The organism is Micromonospora sp. NPDC049662 (genome assembly GCF_040675055.1).
Taxonomy (GTDB): Bacteria; Actinomycetota; Actinomycetes; order Mycobacteriales; family Micromonosporaceae; genus Micromonospora.
The window spans coordinates 108,032-125,014 of sequence record NZ_JBFAOC010000003.1 but is presented as its reverse complement, the minus strand read 5'-3'; the positions used below and the strand labels follow the sequence as shown (position 1 = coordinate 125,014).

The 16,983-nt window shown below is 69.9% G+C and carries 20 protein-coding genes and 1 riboswitch; of the genes, 11 read left to right on the top strand and 9 right to left on the bottom strand.

What is annotated here, in order from left to right; genetic code table 11:
* Nucleotides 1-29 precede the first annotated feature (29 nt).
* Nucleotides 30-965 carry a GNAT family N-acetyltransferase gene (locus AB0J36_RS03730; RefSeq protein ID WP_363660092.1) on the top strand — a complete coding sequence of 312 codons (936 nt, stop codon included), beginning with the start codon at nucleotides 30-32 and terminating at the stop codon, nucleotides 963-965.
* Nucleotides 966-1,041: 76 nt separating this feature from the next.
* Nucleotides 1,042-1,287: a hypothetical protein gene (locus tag AB0J36_RS03725; RefSeq protein ID WP_357128937.1), complete on the top strand. Its 246-nt coding sequence runs from the start codon at nucleotides 1,042-1,044 to the stop codon at nucleotides 1,285-1,287.
* Nucleotides 1,288-1,345: 58 nt separating this feature from the next.
* Here the strand turns inward: AB0J36_RS03725 and groL are convergent, their stop codons facing one another.
* The 3 genes from groL to AB0J36_RS03710 all read right to left on the bottom strand — a co-directional run bounded on the left by groL (nucleotide 1,346) and on the right by AB0J36_RS03710 (nucleotide 4,776).
* Complete coding sequence (gene groL / locus AB0J36_RS03720; protein WP_357128934.1) at nucleotides 1,346-2,968, bottom strand: chaperonin GroEL; 1,623 nt, start codon at nucleotides 2,966-2,968, stop codon at nucleotides 1,346-1,348.
* Nucleotides 2,969-3,240: 272 nt separating this feature from the next.
* Nucleotides 3,241-4,458: a hypothetical protein gene (locus tag AB0J36_RS03715; protein WP_363660091.1), complete on the bottom strand. Its 1,218-nt coding sequence runs from the start codon at nucleotides 4,456-4,458 to the stop codon at nucleotides 3,241-3,243.
* 114 nt (nucleotides 4,459-4,572) lie between these two features.
* Nucleotides 4,573-4,776, bottom strand: a complete 204-nt coding sequence (locus AB0J36_RS03710; protein WP_124815530.1) for a cold-shock protein — start codon at nucleotides 4,774-4,776, stop codon at nucleotides 4,573-4,575.
* Between the two features lie 284 nt (nucleotides 4,777-5,060).
* Here AB0J36_RS03710 and AB0J36_RS03705 point away from each other — a divergent pair, with 284 nt between their 5' ends.
* Entirely contained in the window at nucleotides 5,061-5,591 is a 531-nt protein-coding gene (locus tag AB0J36_RS03705; RefSeq protein WP_363660090.1) for a GNAT family N-acetyltransferase, read from the top strand.
* 91 nt (nucleotides 5,592-5,682) lie between these two features.
* Here the strand turns inward: AB0J36_RS03705 and paaN are convergent, their stop codons facing one another.
* The 4 genes from paaN to AB0J36_RS03685 form a co-directional block, all read right to left on the bottom strand.
* Nucleotides 5,683-7,356 carry a phenylacetic acid degradation protein PaaN gene (gene paaN / locus AB0J36_RS03700; RefSeq protein WP_357128924.1) on the bottom strand — a complete coding sequence of 558 codons (1,674 nt, stop codon included), beginning with the start codon at nucleotides 7,354-7,356 and terminating at the stop codon, nucleotides 5,683-5,685.
* Between the two features lie 50 nt (nucleotides 7,357-7,406).
* Nucleotides 7,407-8,426: a GNAT family N-acetyltransferase gene (locus AB0J36_RS03695; protein WP_357172451.1), complete on the bottom strand. Its 1,020-nt coding sequence runs from the start codon at nucleotides 8,424-8,426 to the stop codon at nucleotides 7,407-7,409.
* Between the two features lie 236 nt (nucleotides 8,427-8,662).
* Nucleotides 8,663-9,949, bottom strand: a complete 1,287-nt coding sequence (gene thrC / locus AB0J36_RS03690) for a threonine synthase (protein WP_357172454.1) — start codon at nucleotides 9,947-9,949, stop codon at nucleotides 8,663-8,665.
* A gap of 10 nt (nucleotides 9,950-9,959) precedes the next feature.
* Nucleotides 9,960-10,095, bottom strand: a riboswitch (SAM riboswitch).
* A gap of 67 nt (nucleotides 10,096-10,162) precedes the next feature.
* Nucleotides 10,163-11,131 carry a DMT family transporter gene (locus AB0J36_RS03685; RefSeq protein WP_363660088.1) on the bottom strand — a complete coding sequence of 323 codons (969 nt, stop codon included), beginning with the start codon at nucleotides 11,129-11,131 and terminating at the stop codon, nucleotides 10,163-10,165.
* A 91-nt stretch (nucleotides 11,132-11,222) separates the two neighbouring features.
* On the opposite strand from AB0J36_RS03685, the gene AB0J36_RS03680 reads away from it, so the two are divergent.
* Nucleotides 11,223-11,528, top strand: a complete 306-nt coding sequence (locus AB0J36_RS03680) for a metalloregulator ArsR/SmtB family transcription factor (RefSeq protein WP_357392342.1) — start codon at nucleotides 11,223-11,225, stop codon at nucleotides 11,526-11,528.
* Nucleotides 11,529-11,720: 192 nt separating this feature from the next.
* Here AB0J36_RS03680 and AB0J36_RS03675 read toward each other — a convergent pair whose 3' ends face one another.
* On the bottom strand, nucleotides 11,721-12,170 hold the full coding sequence (locus AB0J36_RS03675; protein WP_357392341.1) for a DoxX family protein: 450 nt from the start codon (nucleotides 12,168-12,170) through the stop codon (nucleotides 11,721-11,723).
* Between the two features lie 463 nt (nucleotides 12,171-12,633).
* Here AB0J36_RS03675 and AB0J36_RS03670 point away from each other — a divergent pair, with 463 nt between their 5' ends.
* From AB0J36_RS03670 to AB0J36_RS03650, 5 genes are all read left to right on the top strand, one after another.
* Nucleotides 12,634-12,897: a hypothetical protein gene (locus AB0J36_RS03670; RefSeq protein WP_363660087.1), complete on the top strand. Its 264-nt coding sequence runs from the start codon at nucleotides 12,634-12,636 to the stop codon at nucleotides 12,895-12,897.
* Between the two features lie 46 nt (nucleotides 12,898-12,943).
* Nucleotides 12,944-13,429, top strand: a complete 486-nt coding sequence (locus AB0J36_RS03665) for a hypothetical protein (protein ID WP_363660086.1) — start codon at nucleotides 12,944-12,946, stop codon at nucleotides 13,427-13,429.
* A gap of 29 nt (nucleotides 13,430-13,458) precedes the next feature.
* Nucleotides 13,459-14,226, top strand: a complete 768-nt coding sequence (locus AB0J36_RS03660; protein WP_363660085.1) for a hypothetical protein — start codon at nucleotides 13,459-13,461, stop codon at nucleotides 14,224-14,226.
* A 107-nt stretch (nucleotides 14,227-14,333) separates the two neighbouring features.
* Nucleotides 14,334-14,975, top strand: coding sequence for a hypothetical protein (locus tag AB0J36_RS03655; protein ID WP_363660084.1), 642 nt, complete (start codon nucleotides 14,334-14,336; stop codon nucleotides 14,973-14,975).
* The gene (locus tag AB0J36_RS03650) at nucleotides 14,972-15,556 is read left to right on the top strand and encodes a hypothetical protein (RefSeq protein WP_363660083.1); all 585 of its coding nucleotides are present in this window, start codon (nucleotides 14,972-14,974) and stop codon (nucleotides 15,554-15,556) included. Before AB0J36_RS03655 ends, AB0J36_RS03650 begins: the two co-directional genes overlap by 4 nt.
* A gap of 1 nt (nucleotide 15,557) precedes the next feature.
* Here the strand turns inward: AB0J36_RS03650 and AB0J36_RS03645 are convergent, their stop codons facing one another.
* Nucleotides 15,558-15,791 carry a winged helix-turn-helix domain-containing protein gene (locus tag AB0J36_RS03645; RefSeq protein ID WP_363660082.1) on the bottom strand — a complete coding sequence of 78 codons (234 nt, stop codon included), beginning with the start codon at nucleotides 15,789-15,791 and terminating at the stop codon, nucleotides 15,558-15,560.
* A gap of 252 nt (nucleotides 15,792-16,043) precedes the next feature.
* Between AB0J36_RS03645 and AB0J36_RS03640 the strand changes: the two genes are divergently transcribed.
* Together AB0J36_RS03640 and AB0J36_RS03635 are read left to right on the top strand one after the other, a co-directional pair.
* Nucleotides 16,044-16,547, top strand: coding sequence for a hypothetical protein (locus AB0J36_RS03640; protein WP_357128891.1), 504 nt, complete (start codon nucleotides 16,044-16,046; stop codon nucleotides 16,545-16,547).
* 43 nt (nucleotides 16,548-16,590) lie between these two features.
* On the top strand, nucleotides 16,591-16,875 hold the full coding sequence (locus AB0J36_RS03635; protein ID WP_357128888.1) for a hypothetical protein: 285 nt from the start codon (nucleotides 16,591-16,593) through the stop codon (nucleotides 16,873-16,875).
* Nucleotides 16,876-16,983 lie beyond the last annotated feature (108 nt).

Below are 16,983 nucleotides of genomic sequence, written 5' to 3'. Positions count from 1 at the left end.
AGGCGGCGGGTGATCTAGGGTCGGCACCCATGGACGCCGAGATCACCGTCACCGAGCTGGCCCTCGATCTCGCGCCCACCGTGGCGCGGCTCTGCGCGCAGGCCCTCGACCTGCCCGAGGACGCCGCCGAGGCGGACGCCGTCGTGGACGTCCTCTGGCCGCGGGCCGCCGTCGACCGGACGGTGATCGGGCTGGGGGCGTACCGGGCCGGCGACCTGGTCGGGGTGCTGCTCTGCTCGGTGTCGCCGACGGAGCCGGGCATCGGGCACGTGGACCTGGTCGCCGTACTGCCGGGGCAGCGTCGCCGGGGCGTGGGCCGCAGCCTGGTCGCCCGGGCCGAGCGGGCGCTCGCCGAGCACGGCGTGACCGAGGTGCTGCTGGCCGGAAACCCGCCGTACTACGCCTGGCCGGGCATCGACGTGCGGTACACGCCGGCGGTGTGCGCGGCCCTCGCGCTCGGCTACCAGCAGGACCGGACCGCCTGGAACATGACGGCGGACCTGTCGTACGACGAGTCCCCGGCGCTGCGGTCGACGGAGGCCGCCGAGCGGCGGCTGGCCGGGCAGGGCATCACGGTACGGCGGGCCGAGCCCGCTGACCTGCCGGCGCTGACCGCGTTCGCCCGGTCCACCTTCGGCGGCGCCTGGGACGGTGAGCTGGCCGGATCGGTGGGCCGCGAGGGGGCCGGCTGCCACCTGGCGGAGCGGGCCGGCGAGGTGCTGGGCTTCGCCGCCTACGGATCGTCCCGGCCGAGCTGGTTCGGGCCGATGGGCACCGCCCCGGCCGCCGAGGGCTCGGGCATCGGCGGAGTGCTGCTGCGACGCTGCCTGCGGGATCAGCGTGCGGCGGGACTGGACCGGGCGGAGATCGGCTGGGTGGGGCCGGTGCCGTTCTACTCGGGCAGCGCGGGTGCGCGGATCGAGCGGGTCTTCTTCCTGTACCGGCGACGGCTTGGGGCCGAATAGCGGTCAAATGGGACATTGACCCATTCGTCCGCGTCGGGCATCGACGCCCCCTACCGTTTCGGTAGAGGAGGCAGCCATGACCACGGATGACGACCAGACCGAGGACGGCCCGCCGATCACCTGGAAACCGGCCGACGAACTGCCCGGCCAACTGCCGTTCGACCGGCTGGACTACGGCGACGCCGAACAACTGGCCGAGATGAGCACCGACGGCCGACCGGCGACCGAGGAACCGCAGGAGATGGTGGACGCGCCGATCCGGTCGCTGCCGCCGTACGACCGGGCGCAGAAGCGCCGCAACCAGCGTCCACTGCCCACCTGACGACGAACGGGGCGGACCGCGTCAGCGGCCCGCCCCGTTCGGTGTGTCGGAACTGGACTCAGAAGTCCATGTCCCCGCCACCCGGGCCAGCCGGGGCAGCCGGGGTCTTCTCCGGCTTGTCCGCGACGACGGCCTCGGTGGTGAGGAACAGCGCGGCGATCGACGACGCGTTCTGCAGCGCCGAACGCGTCACCTTGGCCGGGTCGATGATGCCCGCGGCCAGCAGGTCGACGTACTCGCCGTTGGCGGCGTTGAGGCCGTGACCCGCTTCGAGGTTACGGACCTTCTCCACCACGACGCCGCCCTCGAGGCCGGCGTTGACGGCGATCTGCCGCAGCGGGGCGTCCAGCGCGACCTTGACGATGTTGGCACCGGTCGCCTCGTCGCCGACCAGGTCCAGCTTGTCGAAGGCGGTCTTGCCGGCCTGCACCAGCGCGACGCCACCACCGGGGACGATGCCCTCCTCGACGGCCGCCTTCGCGTTGCGAACGGCGTCCTCGATGCGGTGCTTGCGCTCCTTCAGCTCGACCTCGGTGGCCGCGCCGACCTTGATGACCGCAACGCCACCGGCCAGCTTGGCCAGCCGCTCCTGCAGCTTCTCGCGGTCGTAGTCGGAGTCGCTCTTGTCGATCTCGGCCCGGATCTGGTTGACCCGGCCCTGGATCTGCTCGGCGTCACCGGCACCGTCGACGATGGTGGTCTCGTCCTTGGTGACGACGACCTTGCGGGCGTGGCCCAGCATGTCGACGCTGACGGCGTCGAGCTTGAGGCCGACCTCCTCGCTGATGACCTGGCCGCCGGTGAGGATGGCGATGTCGCCCAGCATGGCCTTGCGGCGGTCACCGAAGCCCGGCGCCTTGACGGCGACCGACTTGAAGGTGCCCCGGACCTTGTTGACGACCAGGGTGGCCAGGGCCTCGCCCTCGATGTCCTCGGCGATGATCAGCAGCGGCTTGCCGCCCTGCATGACCTTCTCCAGGATCGGGAGCAGGTCCTTCACCGACGAGATCTTGCTGTTGACGATCAGGATGTACGGGTCGTCGAAGACGGCCTCCATACGCTCCGGGTCGGTCATGAAGTAGGCCGAGATGTAGCCCTTGTCGAAGCGCATACCCTCGGTGAGCTCCAGCTCCAGCCCGAAGGTGTTGCTCTCCTCGACGGTGATGACGCCTTCCTTGCCGACCTTGTCCATCGCCTCGGCGATGATCTCGCCGACAGTGCTGTCGCCAGCGGAGATGGAGGCGGTGGAGGCGATCTGCTCCTTGGTCTCGACGTCCTTGGCGAGCTTGGACAGCTCCTCCGAGACGCTCGCGACCGCGGCCTCGATGCCCCGCTTCAGGGCCATCGGGTTGGCGCCGGCGGCCACGTTGCGCAGGCCCTCGCGAACCAGGGCCTGGGCCAGGACGGTCGCCGTCGTCGTGCCGTCACCGGCAACGTCGTCGGTCTTCTTGGCGACCTCCTTGACCAGCTCAGCGCCGATCTTCTCGTACGGGTCCTCGAGCTCGATCTCCTTGGCGATGCTCACACCATCGTTGGTGATGGTGGGGGCACCCCACTTCTTCTCGAGCACGACGTTGCGGCCCTTGGGGCCGAGGGTCACCTTTACGGCGTCGGCGAGCTGGTTCATGCCCCGCTCGAGGCCGCGGCGCGCCTCTTCGTCGAACGCGATCATCTTGGCCATACGGCGTTGTCCTCCTGGACACTCACGGGCCACCCGAGATGTGTGCCCCGGATGGGCCGCCTGGTGTACGCACCTTGGGACGTCGCCACCTGGCGACGACGACGTCCTTCGGCCGGGCCGGATAGCCCGCGACGACCGGCCATGTGCTGCCCCGGTGTCTCCACACCGGCGCAACCAGGCCCCACCGTCCCGACCATTGGCACTCACGGTATGCGAGTGCCAATGACTTGTTTAGCACTCTCACCTGCCGAGTGCAAGCACGATGAGCCCGGTCAGTCGAGTTCCGCAGCCAGTGTGGCCCCGTTCACGGGCCCCTCATGAGCCCGTTGCTCGGCGTACGTGATCAGCAGACCGACCAACTGGGCGAGGTGGGCCGGCAGGGCCAGCACCGCCGTGACGGCGATGACCACCACCACCCCGACCGCGGGGCCCGGGGACGCGAACGGATCCTCGCCGAACGCGCCGGTGCCGGCGGACTCCAGGATGCCGGGCACCACGGTTCCGATGATCACCGCCGCGCCCACCAGGGCCACCCGGCCGAGCAGCATTCCGAGCCGGTCGTGGAACATCCGGAACGACCGGCCGATCGGGTTGTCCCGCTCGAACAGGTAGACCGGGCCGGCCATGCTCAACGCGAACGCCAGGTAGATCCCCGGCAGCACGCAGAAGCAGACTCCGATGCCGATGAGCAGGCTGACCAGCAGCGTCCAACCCCACAGGCCGACGGCCCGGCGCAGCCCGTACCGCAGCGCCGCGTCGAGCCGGGCGGGCCGGCCGGCCGCCTGCTGGGTGATCACCCAACTGCCCGCGGCCCAGCCCAGCGCCTGCACCAGGCCGATCAGCAGGCTGCCGCCGACCAGCACGACGACGAGGGTCAACAGGCTGGTGGCGAAGTTGTCCGGCAGCCCGGCCGACGGGTCCGTCTCGGCCTGCGCCGCCCAGGTGGGCGACGGGTCCAGACCGAACGAGATGACCGACAGCACCGCCGCCGGCAGGACCTGGGTGAGCAGCATGATCGGCACCAACTGCCGCCAGCCCCGGCGCAGCGCGCCCCAGAACCGGTCGAACCAGCCCCCGATACCGGCACCGGGCGGAGTGACCAGGGCGTCGTTCGGGTCGAGGCCGTAACCCGGCGGGTACCAGCCGACCGGCGCCCCCGGATACCACGGCTGAGCGCCGTAGGGACCGGCCCCCGGCGGGTAGCCGCCGGTGGGCGGAAAGGCCCAGCCCTGCGGCGGCGGACCACCGGGCTGACCCCATGCTCCCTGGGCGGGATCCCAGCCCGGCGGCGGACCAGCGGGCTGACCCCATGCCTGCGCCGGGTCCCAGCTCTGCGGCGGCGGGCCCGCGTGCGGCAGGCCAGCGTCCGGGACGGGCGGGGTGCCCGAAACTGGTGACGCGCCGGAGCCGTCGCCGGGTGACGTCGGGTCGGGCCGGCTCGGCTCACCCGGCCCGGAGGGCGTGGCGGGTGGCGGCGACTGGTCGGTCATGAACCCTCCTCAGCATCGGCTGGAACGGTTCACGATCTTCCCGGGCCGGCGTCCGCGCCGCAGCCCCGACTCGCCAGCCGGTCGCGCAACAGCCGGCGAGCAGATCGGGATCGGTCAGCCGATGACGCGGACGTGCTCCGCCTGCGGGCCCTTCTGACCCTGGGCGATCTCGAACTCGACCCGCTGACCGTCGTCGAGCGCCTTGTAGCCGTCCATCTCGATCGCGGAGAAGTGGACGAACACGTCCTGACCGCCGTCGACGGCGATGAAGCCGTAACCCTTCTCGGCGTTGAACCACTTCACAGAACCCTGTGCCACGGTGCACTTCCCTCACTCTGCGCGGCGTTGCCTGCCCGGCCGTCCGGCACCGCCGGACACCCACGAACCACCACCTCAGCGATCGACGGCGACCGTTGAAAGAGGTGATCGAAATCGCACGCTACACGAGGAGTGACGGGAGCGCACGACCACAAATCGGGCATAGTTCGTAGCGATCCGAGGGTCCGTCGGATTCATGACGATGGTTGCGTTTGGACCGGATCGAGGGGGTCTGGCGGCACGGGTCACCGGTGCGCGTCCGCCCCTGTGGTAGGCATGCGGGCATGAGCACCGACACGGGCTCCGCGCCCCTGCGGCAGGCGCGGATCCACCGGGTACGACCGCAGGACGCCGCCCGGATGCGGGCGCTGCGACTGGAGATGCTCGCCGACGCGCCGTTGGCCTTCCTGGAGACGTTGGCGGATGCCGCGGCCCGACCGCACAACGAGTTCGCCGCCCGGGTGGCGTTCACGTCGACCGGTCCGCACACCGCGCAGTTCGTCGCGGATCCGGGCGGCCGGCTCGTCGGGCACGCCGGTGGAACGGTCGCGCCGAACGAGCCGGGCCTCACCGTGATCTACGCCGTGTACGTCACGCCGGCCTGGCGGGGCAGCGGGCTGCTCGGCGAGCTGATCGACGGGGTGGCCGCCTGGTCGCGGGACTGCGGCCGGCCGGAGCTGATGTTGGAGGTGGTGGTCGGCAACGACCGCGCCTACCGGGCCTACCAGCGCCTCGGCTTCAAGGACACCGGCGTACGGGTCCCCCACCCCACCATCCCCGCCCTAACCGAACTACAAATGCGCCGAACAGCCTAACCCCCCTCCCCCCCACCGACCCCGGTGATCAAGAGGTTCGCGTCAAGAACAGCGTCATTTCTGACGCGAACCTCTTGATCACCACGAGAGGTCAGGCGTGGCGGCGGGACTGCACGATCCGGAACCGGTTGGCCACGTAGGCGCCGTCGGTCAGGGCGGAGTTGGCCGCCGCGTTGGCGCCGCTGCCGTGGAAGTCGGAGAAGGCCGCCGACTGGTTCACGAAGACGCCGCCGGTGAGGTTGGCGGACAGGTGCACACCGACCTCGACCGCGACCGCCTCGGCGGCGTCCAGCACCGCCTCGTCGGTCGAGTAGACCCCGGCGGTCAGCGCGCCCTTCTCGCCGATGGTCCGGCGCATCAGCTCCAGACTGTGCGCGGTGGAGTCGGTCGCGATGGCGAACGAGATCGGCCCGAACCACTCCCGGCCGTACGTCTGGGCGTCGTCCGCGGTCAGCTTCACGACCGTCGGGGTACGCACCACCGCGTCGGCGTACGACGGGTGCGCCACCGTCCGCGACTCCAGCACCGGCTCGCCAACCTTGGTGACCTCGGCCAGCCGCTCCAGCACCCCGTCGTTGACGATGGCGCCGGTCAGCTCGACCCCCCGGGCCGGGTCGGCGGTCAGCTTGCCGATCGCCGCCGCGATCCCGCCGGCCACCTCGTCGAAGCTCTTGTGCCCCTGGTCGGTCTCGATGCCGCCGGCCGGGATGAGGATGTTCTGCGACGTGGTGCACATCTGCCCGCTGTAGAGGGTCAGCGTGAAACCGAGGTTGCGGCACATGCCGGCGAAGTCGTCGGTGGAGTCGATGACGACCGTGTTCAGGCCGGCCTTCTCGGTGTAGACCGACGCCTGCCGGGCGTGCGTCTCCAGCCAGTCGCCGTACTCGGTGGAACCGGTGAAGTCGACGATCTTGACGGCCTGGTGCAGGGCCAGGTCGCTGGCGAGCTTCTCACCGGGGGCCTCGGCCGCCAGCAGGACCAGGTTCGGGTCGAAGCCGGCCTCGGCCAGCACCTCCCGGGCGTACTTCACGGTGATCGCCAGCGGCAGCACCGCGCGCGGGTGCGGCTTCACGATCACCGGGTTACCGGTGACCAGCGACGCGAACAGCCCGGGGTACGAGTTCCAGGTCGGGAAGGTGTTGCACCCGATCACCAGCGCCACGCCACGCGGGACCACGTGGAACGTCTTGATCATCCGCAGCGGGTCGCCCTTGCCGGCGGCCTTCTCCCAGCCGGCCGTGCCCGGGTGCCGGGTCATCTCGGCGTACGCGTACGCCAGCGCCTCCAGCGCCCGGTCCAGCGCGTGCGCGCCACCGGCCTGGAAGGCCATCACGAACGCCTGCCCGCTGGTGAACTGCACCGCGTTGGCCAGCTCGAAGATGTGCTTGTGCAGCCGGTCGAGGATCTCCAGGCAGACGCCCACCCGGGCCTGCGGGCCGGCGTCGCGCCAGGCCGGCAACGCGGCGGACGCGGCGGCGACCAACTCGTCGGTGCCGGCGTGCGGGTACCGCACCGCCAGGTCGACGCCGAACGGGCTCGTCTCGGTGGCGATCCGCTCGCCAGCGGCGGGCTGGTCGAGGGGAAAGTCAGCACCGAGGTACGCCTCGAAGGCGGCCTTGCCGTCGGCGGCGGCGGTCTCGCCGTACACCCGGGGGCTGGGGGACTCGGGATAGGCGGACCAGTAGCCCCGCTCCGTGATCGCGGTCAGCGCACGGTTGAGGGTGTCGGCGTGCCTGTCGTACAGGGGATGCGGGGTCTCCGTCATGCCGCCATCATGCCTGAGCAAGGTCCGCGAGCAGTAGCGGCGGATACCCGTCAGAGAGTGAGCTGCCAGTTGTCCCAGGCGTCCACCGGGCGGAACCCGAGCTGCTCGTTGATCGCCACCATGTAGCTGTTGCTCGCCGCGTTCCAGGTGTCGATGACGCGTACGGCGGGCTCATGGGTGAGCAGGTGGTGCAGGTTCTCCGCCTTGGCGATGAGGCCCAGCCGGTGACCACGGTGGGCCGGGTCGACGAGGGTGATCTGCTGGTACGCGTGCCAGTCGACGGAGGCGCCCACGTCGAGCAGGGTCCAGGCGACCAGCCGGCCGGACGCCTCGTGTCGCATCGCGAGGTGGTAGCGCCGCCGACCCCGGGCGTCCAGGGCGCGTTCGTTGCCCCGGATGCGCTCGGCGTCGACCTGCTCGGGTTCCCACTGCACGTCGCCCATGGGCGCGTCCGTCATGAGCCGGCCGTCCAGGTAGGCGATGTCCGCCAGGTACTCCGGCGGGGTGGTGCCCTGCCAGGAGACGGACCGGTAGCCCTCGGCGCGGGGCTGGGCCTCGGCCAGCGCCGCTCGCAGCGCGACCCGGTCGATGTCGGCGATGGCCAGCCGGCGGCGCACCTCGGCCAGCGCGGAGTGCGCGCCCATCGCGGTGGCGAACGCCGCGCCCGCCGCCGGTCGGGCCGGACCGCCGGGTAGCGCGGCGACAGCCATCACGACGACCCGTTTGCGGTCGTGCTCGCGGAGCAGGCGTACCCCGTACTCGTGCAGGGCCCGGCCGACGCCCCGGCGACGCAGGTCCGGACGGACCGTCAGCTCGGCGGTGGCGTTGTCGGTGTTGTCGAGCTGCGGCAGGTCGAGCTGAAGGTAACCGGCGGGCACCCCGTCCAGCCGGGCCAGCGCCCAGAGGGAGCGGGTGCCGGGCATCGGGGTGTGAAATTGGGCGTCGAAGCGTTGCCGGCAGGACGGCGGGAAGTCGGGCAGGTCGGCCTCGGTGGCCGCCGCTCCGATCCGGTACGCCTCGTCGACCGCGGTCCGGTCGGTGCCGTCGAACGGCGCGATCGTGATGCTCATGTGGGCGAGCCTGGCAGGTGCAAAAGCGACAGGGCCAGCGAATTTTCGCTGGCCCTGTCGGACGTGGTCGGGAGGGACACTCGCACAACGCCTCCGGCGTTGGGTCGCAAGAACTTCAAAAGTCTTCGGCGAAATGCCCTCCCGCACGGAGCATCTTGCGCCGTCCGGTTCCTGCCGTCAAGTCCTGCGCGGCGGGTTTTCCACACTCACAGCGAAAATCCAGTCACCCGGTGGATTCAGCCGAGCAGGCCGGCGTCGCGGGCGGCACGCAGGGACGGCTTGATCTGGTGGGTCGGGCCGACCTGGGCGGCCACCGCGTCGATCGTCTTCAGTCCTTCGCCGGTGTTGAAGATGACCGTCTCCGCCGTGGGGTCGAGCCGGCCGGACTCGACCAGCTTGCGCAGCACCGCCGCGGTGACGCCGCCCGCCGTCTCGGCGAACACCCCGGTGGTACGGGCCAGGTCGCGGATGCCGGCGCGGATCTCGTCGTCGTCGGCGTACTCCATCCACCCGCCGGTGCGGCGCACCGCCTCCAGGGCGTAGAGGCCGGCGGCCGGGTCGCCGATGTTGAGCGACTTGGCGATGCCGGTGGGCTTGACCGGGATGATCGTGTCGGTGTCGGCGTGCAGGGCCGTCGCGATCGGGTTGCAGCCGGCCGACTGCGCCCCGAACACCTTCCAGCCGCCCGCCGGGGCCTCGACCAGGCCGATCTCGACCAGCTCGGAGAACGCCTTGTCAATCTTGGTGAGCAGTTCGCCGCTGGCCATCGGGATGACCACCTGGGCGGGGATCCGCCAGCCGAGCTGCTCGGCCACCTCGTACCCGAGGGTCTTGGAGCCTTCCGCGTAGTACGGCCGGACGTTCACGTTGACGAACGCCGTGTCCTCGAACTCGTCGGTCTCCACCAGCTCGCCGCAGAGCCGGTTGACGTCGTCGTACGAGCCGTCGATGGCGACCAGTTCGCCGCCGTACACAGCGGTGGTGATGACCTTGCCCTGCTCCAGGTCGCTGGGGATGAAGACGATCGAGGGCACGCCGGCGCGGGCGGCGTGCGCGGCCACCGAGTTGGCCAGGTTGCCGGTGGAGGCGCAGGCGAACCGGGTGAACCCGAGCGCCTTCGCGGCGGTCAGCGCCACCGAGACGACCCGGTCCTTGAACGAGTGGGTCGGGTTGGCGCTGTCGTCCTTGACCCAGAGCGGCGCGGTGATGCCCAGCTCGGCGGCGAGGTGCGGGGCCGCCACCAGCGGGGTCAGCCCCGGGTCGAGGGTGACCCGGGTGGCCGGGTCCTGCCCGGCGGGCAGCAGCGCGGCGTACCGCCAGATGTTGTTCGGGCCGGCCTCGATCTGCTCGCGGGTGACCGTGGCGAGGGCCGCGGTGTCGTAGTCGACTTCCAGCGGACCGAAACACTCGTAACAGGCGTGCTGGGCGGCGAGCGGGTAGCGGGCCGAACAGGCGCGGCAGACGAGGGCGCGGGCGGGGCTGGCGGAGGTGTCGATGCCGGAGGCGGCGAGCGTCGACGTCATGTCGAGAGTCCTCTCATCTTTCCCCGCATCGCACGGTGCGGCGGGGACGGAATTGGCACCTGCCCCGCGGGTCGCTCAGCGGTGAGCGCGCGGGGTGGTTGCCGGGGCGTCGTCGGGCCGTATCCCTCAGCCCCTCTGGATGAGGTATGCAGTTGTGCCGTCAAGTCTAGGCAACGTTGCCCGGCGCCTCCACCGGGCATCCCAGCCAGTGGGTCAGCGGGCCGCCACCGCCACCGGGTCGACCACCGCGACGGGATCGGTGACCGCCGTCGACCGGGGCGACGACGAGGGCCGGGTGCGGGTGCGCGCCGCGAGGTTCGCGGCGACCAGGGCGGCGATGGTGATCGCCGCGCCGACCAGTTCGACCCCCTCCGGCCGGTAGCCACGGGCGATCTGCACGACGAACGTGGTCACCGGGACGAGGTTCATGAACAGGGCGGCGTTGGCCGCGCCCAGCCGCTGCACACCGGTGTTCCAGGCCAGCACCGCGACGACGGCGGCGACGAGCACCGCGTACGCCAGTTGGGGGGTGACCGCCACCAGGTCGGCGGCGGCCGGCGCGTGCTGCCACCCGACGGCGTCGGCGCCGATGCTCGCGACCAGCATGGCGGCCGTGCCGGCGAGCGCGGTCAGCGTGGTGAAGCGCAGCGGTGACCACGCGCCGAACCGGGTCGCGCCGTGGGTGTAGATGGCCCAGCCGAGCACCGCGCCGATCATCATGAGGCCGCCGAGACCGAACTGGCCGAGCCCGGCCAGGCTTCCGCGGGTGATCACCAGGCCGACGCCGAGGAGCGCCACCAGGGAGAGGGCCAGCAGGGCAGGCTTCGGCCGTACGCCGTCCCGGGCCCACCGGACCAGTTGGGTGATGATCGGGGTGGTCGCCACGAACAGGGAGATCTGCTGCGGGGCGGCGTGTTCGAGGGCCAGGTTGGTGAGCAGGTTGAAGCCGGCGAAGCCGACGACACCCAGCACCACCACCTCGACCCCCCGACCGCCGAGGCGCAGCGCGGCGGACCCCTCGCGGAACAGCAGGATGCCGACCAGGATGACGGCGGCGAACAGATAGCGGGCGGTGGTCAGGTTGAGCGGGTCGACCCTCGCCAGCGCGGTGGCCAGGATCGGGAACATCGCACCCCAGGCGAGCGCGGCGAGCAGTGGGTAGGCGGCGGCGCGGGATCGCATCGTCAGCTCCAATGTTCGAGTATCTTCGAACCAACGACACCGACCTTAGGGTGTTGTTCGATCGTTGTCGAACAAGGGTTAGGCTGGTCACATGGAGCTGCACGAACCCGACCTGACCGCCGTACCGGTCACCGCCGTACTGGCCGCGCTCGCCGATGACGTGCGGTTGCAGATCGTCCGGGCGCTCGCCGAGGGCGGCGAGGCGGCCTGCGGCAGCTTCGACTTCGGCGTCTCGAAGGCGACCCGGAGCCACCACCTGAAGGTGCTGCGCGAGGCCGGCCTGACGCGTACCCGGGCCGCCGGCACGAGCCGCCTGGTCCGGCTGCGCCGCGACGAGGTGGACAAGCTCTACCCGGGCCTGCTGGACGCGGTCCTCACTCCCCTCCCGCCAGCCTGACCCGCTCGATGCCTGCTGGCGCTGGTGACGGCGCCGGCACCTGCCACGGAAGCGCGCGGGCGCGCATGTCATCCGCACCTCCTTTGGAGCTGAATCGCTCACGGCATCACCGGAAGGACGACTCCCTCCCCGACCGGCACGCGTCGCCGGAGCCGACACGCCGAGGCTCCGGCGACGCGTGCGCGGGGTACGTCAGGCGTTCACCGGGCTGGGCTCGGCCATCGACGGCGAGGGCGCGTCGGCGCGACGCTTGAAGAGCAACGAGTCGAGCGCCCACGGGCCCGAGCCGAGCGTCGCTACCAGCAGGAACGACCAGCAGAAGAGGGCCGACAGCTCACCGCCGTTGCGCAGCGGCAGCAGGTCGTCCGGCTGGTGCACGACGAAGTAGGCGTACGCCATCGAGCCGGACGCGAGCAGCGCGGCGGGTCGGGCGAAGAGTCCGACCAGCACCAGCGCGCCGCAGATGAGCTGGATCAGGGCAGCCCACCAGCCCGGCCAGGTGCCGAGCGGTACCGCCTTGCCGGTCATCGGGTTGCCGCCGAACAACCCGAAGACCGACGAGAGGCCGTGCAGCGTGAACAGCAGGCCGATGACGATGCGGAACAGGGACAGGGTCGGCCCGCCGAGCCGAGAGACGTTCATGGAGACCTCCATCGAAGGGGACAGATCTCTTCCATGGTGGGGCCTCGCGGCATCGATGTTAATAAATTCCTTGCTAGTGGGAAAATCCCCGTCGGTAGCACTCAGAGCGCAGTGCTGGAGCTGCGACTTTGCCCTGATTTGAACTACACACGGCGGCGCCTCGCCCACTGGGAGCGCTCCCGAACCCTCAACGTACCGGCTGGGCTGCTACCCGTACACCCTGTCGAGCCGCCCCGGATGCGGGGCAAGCGACTGTCAGGGGGGTGCCGCGACTCGGGCGTCACGCCACCTCGCTCGTCGAGACACCATTGTCTTTGCAGACCGAAAGATCGAGAACATGCGGCCTGCGGCGTCGTCCAAGAACAACGACTCGGGCCGGGACTGCAAAGACGCTTCGATGTCGGATAGTGTCCGGTCCGACACGGGGCGCGATATCGCTTCGCATCAAGGTCTGGAGGCGCGCATGGCGAGCATCGAGGAAGTCAAGGCAGCGCTTGCGCAGGCCGCCGAGCAGGGCAACGCAACTCAGCAGCAGATTCGCGCCGCCGTCGAGGCCACCGAGCAGACCTTGGCGCGGCTGCGCGCTGTGGCCGCCGGTACTGGGCACCCGGCACTGGCCGAGGCTATCGCCCGCGCCGAGCAGAGCAAACAGCGCCTCGTGGAGGCGATGACGCTGCTTCAGGGCAGCTCGCAGGCCGCCCGAAACTACATGAGCGTCCTGGGCTGAGGGCCTTGGTTGCACTCCGGCTACTGCTTGACGACGGGGAGAAGGCGTGAGTCGACAGACGTCCCGGCTGATGACGGCGGACAACCTCGGCGCACTGCTCTCGCCCCTTGCCGCCGCGACGACCGTTGGCCGAGTCACCTGGACGACGAAGAGTCACGCAACCCGCCAGGGGATCATCCGGGTCGACACCACTATCGCCACTCTCGCGCCCTGTCGGCTCAGAATGCTGGTGAACTATCTGAAGCCGAGCGAACCGCAGGTCCAGTACCTCGCCGGTGACGGTCGGACGGCGTTCTCGGCTCGCCGGCTCTGTGTCAACACCCCACACCGCCCCTTTGCCGGCACCCATAAGCACCGGGTTGAACCGGGCGGCGGTGAGGAGGGCGTTTACGAGCCGGACGACATCCCCGTCGTCCCGCTGCAACCACGGGTGTCACCCGGCACGTACCGTGCGATCCTGGAATCATTCGCTGCGGAATGCTTTGTCGCAATCGGGGCCGACTTTGCCTGGTCAGAGCCGTGGGAGGGATGATCGTGGACGCTAGGACGGTCATCGGCGCGGTGCTGCGAGCCACCAACGACAACACAGTCGCCCACCCCTACGGCGATGGACTGCTGGTCGACCTGCCCCTGTCCTACGGTGACGGCGATGGCGTGCGGGTCCTGGTCGAGCCGATGGGCACCGGTTTCCGGGTGAGCGACCGAGCCACTGCGGCCACCATGCTGGCAATGGCCGGGGTGAACATCTCCGCCGGCCGCGCGGCCGAGGCATTCGCGGAGATCACCCGCGGCAGCGGCTTGAACGGCGTCAACGCTGTACCAGGTGAATTGGCCACCTTCGGGGCTGCCGACGACGTAGGCCAGCTCATCCTCAACGTAGCGCAGGCATCGCTTCGTGCCGATCAACTGCGGTGGCTCGCTCCTCGCCAGGCCGGCACACGCTTCGTCGACCGGGTCACCGATCGGGTCTCGCACTGGGCGGGCCGCACCCGCAAGCTTCAGCGTGATGCTCCGATCCCACTCGGATCTGGGCGCAGCCGCCAGGTGACCGTCCGGGTAGCCAACGATGGCACGGCAGCCTACGTGCAGGCGCTCAGTCTGCGGGACCCCGACCAGGCCGCCGAGCACTGCTACCACGTCTTCGGCCTGTCGACGATTGCCAAGGAGAGCAGGATCGCCGCCCTCGCCGGCTCAAGGCGGGACTGGCCAGCGGCCATCGTCGCCGAGTTGCAGACGGTCAGCGATGTGGAGTTCTTCGACGACCCGTTCAGCCTTGAGCGGCAACTCGACAAAGTCGTTCCGCCTCCACAACCCGCATTGCGCGGCTGACCGGCGACCACAGCGCGTCCCTCACCGTCACTACCCGTCCTCGCAGGGCTGACCCAGAGTGCGGTTTTCGATAGGGTCAGCGGACCCCCGCACCGAAGGGACGACCCATGCCTCGCGTCATCATCCCAGTGGGCTTCAGCCTCGGGCCGCAACACAGGTACGTGCGGCCAGCCGACCCAACACCCGAGTCGTGGGAGGTGCACCTCGGCGGCGACATGCTTGAGTTGACCGAGGATGAGGTCGGTGTCTACGGTGCCGCCTTCCTCGATGTTGAGGGCCACTCGAAGCTGCGTGTCGATCGTGCCCAGCTCGTGAACTCGCTGCTCAATGCACCAATCCCGCAGCCACGGGCCGAGAGTCTGGTCGGATCGCTGATCGACCGTGGCCTGTTACTGGAGTTCGACCCGGAGGGCCCGCTGGAGGATTTGTTTCGACGCTACCGCCTCTTCCCGACCGCCGAGGGCATGGGCACAACGCCCGAGGAGCCGCACTACCACCGAATGGGCCACCACAATCGGGCACTTGTTGCCGTGCAGAACGATGCGTACGTGATGTGGGCGTTCTCGTTCGTTCACCCGAACTTGTGGGAGGCGTGCGCGTACTTTGCGCGGGCGGACGAGGAGGAGTTGGAGGGGAGCGAGGAGCCGATCGGGCTGACCGCAGAAGGCGTCGCCCGGGAAGTAGCGCTCAACATGCCGATGATGATCGCCACGCAATGTGCGTTCCTGGACCCAGTCGCGGTGCTATGAGCTATCGACGGCGGGGCTATCGCAATGGTTCGAGGAAGCAGGACGGCTACCTTCGCGCCCTTCGATACGAGGCACCGAAGGAAGGCATCGGCAAACTCGTTGAGAAGCTGAGCGAGTGGGGCGGGGCAGTCCTCGGACTCGCAGCCGCCACTGCGATCGCGAAGCAGGGCGTGTCAGTCCCGCCCACCGTTCTGGCTGGATCCGGGCTCGTGCTTGGTGCCGCTTCTGGGGCTGCCGCGAAAGCGATGGTGACGGCTGCGTTCGACACGGTGCGAGAACGCCGCGGTGGCCGTCGACCCCACAGTCCCGGAGGGAACCGCTCTATCAGTGTTGGCGGCGTCGCCGCAGAGATCGACCAGGTCATCACGTCGATAGAGAGAACCCATCAGGCGCTGCTGGGCACGATGGATCGGATCAGCAACAACAGCGCTTGGCTGATGACAGTGCTCGCGGGGGCGAGCCCGGCAGTCTTGCAACAGGTCGGCGGCCAACTGACTGGCGCGCGCCGGTCGGTTCAGGACGCATGCACCATGCTGCGCCTGTCGAAGGACAGCCTTCGGGGTTATCTACGCTCGATCTGATCTACGCCAGCTCGGGCTTCTCGGCGACGTAGGTGCCCTTGCCCTGGTGCCCCTCCACCAAGCCGCGCTCCCGGAGAATCCGCAGCGCCTGCTGGGCCGTCGTGACACTGATCTTGTACTGCTCGGCCAGTTGCGCATAGGTGGGCAGCTTGTCACCAGGCGCGAGCTCGCCCGCGTTGATCTGCACGGTGATGGCGTCCACGACACGGATGTAGTCGGCAATGCGGTTGGGCATCAGGTAGCACTCCTCGCTCGGCCCAACCATTGCAACACGCCAACTTAGTTACCTACAACTTCGATGTTGACTTAGATAACTTAGACACCTACTCTCAGAACCACGGACCTCCTCGCTCGGCAGCAGGAGCTTCGTCCCTCCGGGTGTACGCCCGGACCCAGGCCGGGGCAGCGCACAGGGCGGCTTGGATGTCCCCCATCCGAGCTGGTTGTCGCGCTGCTCCGGCACCGATCAATGCGAGAGGAGGCCCCCGTGACCGTGACCGAGGCGAGCGCCGCCTGGGAAGTCGAGCAGGTGGCCGGCGAGCTGCGCGAGACGTACCTCGCGGTAGCCGCTGCGACCGTCCTGTTGGAGCGGACCAGCGCCGGCTGTGCCCACCCGGCGATCCGGCACGCGCGGCGTCGCGGGGACGATGCGCTCGACCTGGCCGCTGACGCGGAACGGCAGCTCAGCGACGGTGCGAGCCGGCTACGCACCGCAGCCGGCCAGCCCAGCATCGGCGACCTGGTCGAGGTGTTGGACACCGCCCGCGACCAGTTTGGTGCCGCCGCCGCGCGGGTCGGTCAGCTTCCGGCGCGGATCACCACGGCTCGGCAGCAACTCGCCGAAGCCGGCCAGCCCGACCTGGCCGCCGAGGCGGCGAGCGGGCAGTGGTCCCGGGCCGCCGAACAGCTCGACCTGATGGCCGAGAGCCTTACAGCGGCCGTGGAGGCGCTCACGTCGTACACCGAAGGGTTGTCCGGAGCGACCACCTGACGCCGGACCCAGGACCGGCGCTGCCCGAACCAAGGGAAGAACCATGACGGAGTACGAGGTACCGCCACGCTGGATCGTTCACCTACCCACCACCCTGACCAGCGTCGACGGCGCGCGGGCGCTGGCCGAGGCGCTGCGTGACTCGCTCGGGCACGTCACCGCGATCGACTTCGGTGAGACGACGTTGAGCGAGGAGGACCGCCAGTTCGTGCGTACCCGCGTCTGGTGCGACCACCGACTGCCCGGCGGTGCCCGCTGCGCCCTGCCCACCGACCACCCCGACAGGCTATGCGAGCCGGACGACGACGTGGCATCGGCTACCGGGTAACCACACCCCAACCCCCTCAGCGCCCGAAGATCCGCACAACATCAGGGTTGTTGCTGCCTCCCGCGCGCCGCAAGCAGCAACAACAGGGAAGTTGCGCGGATCTTGGCA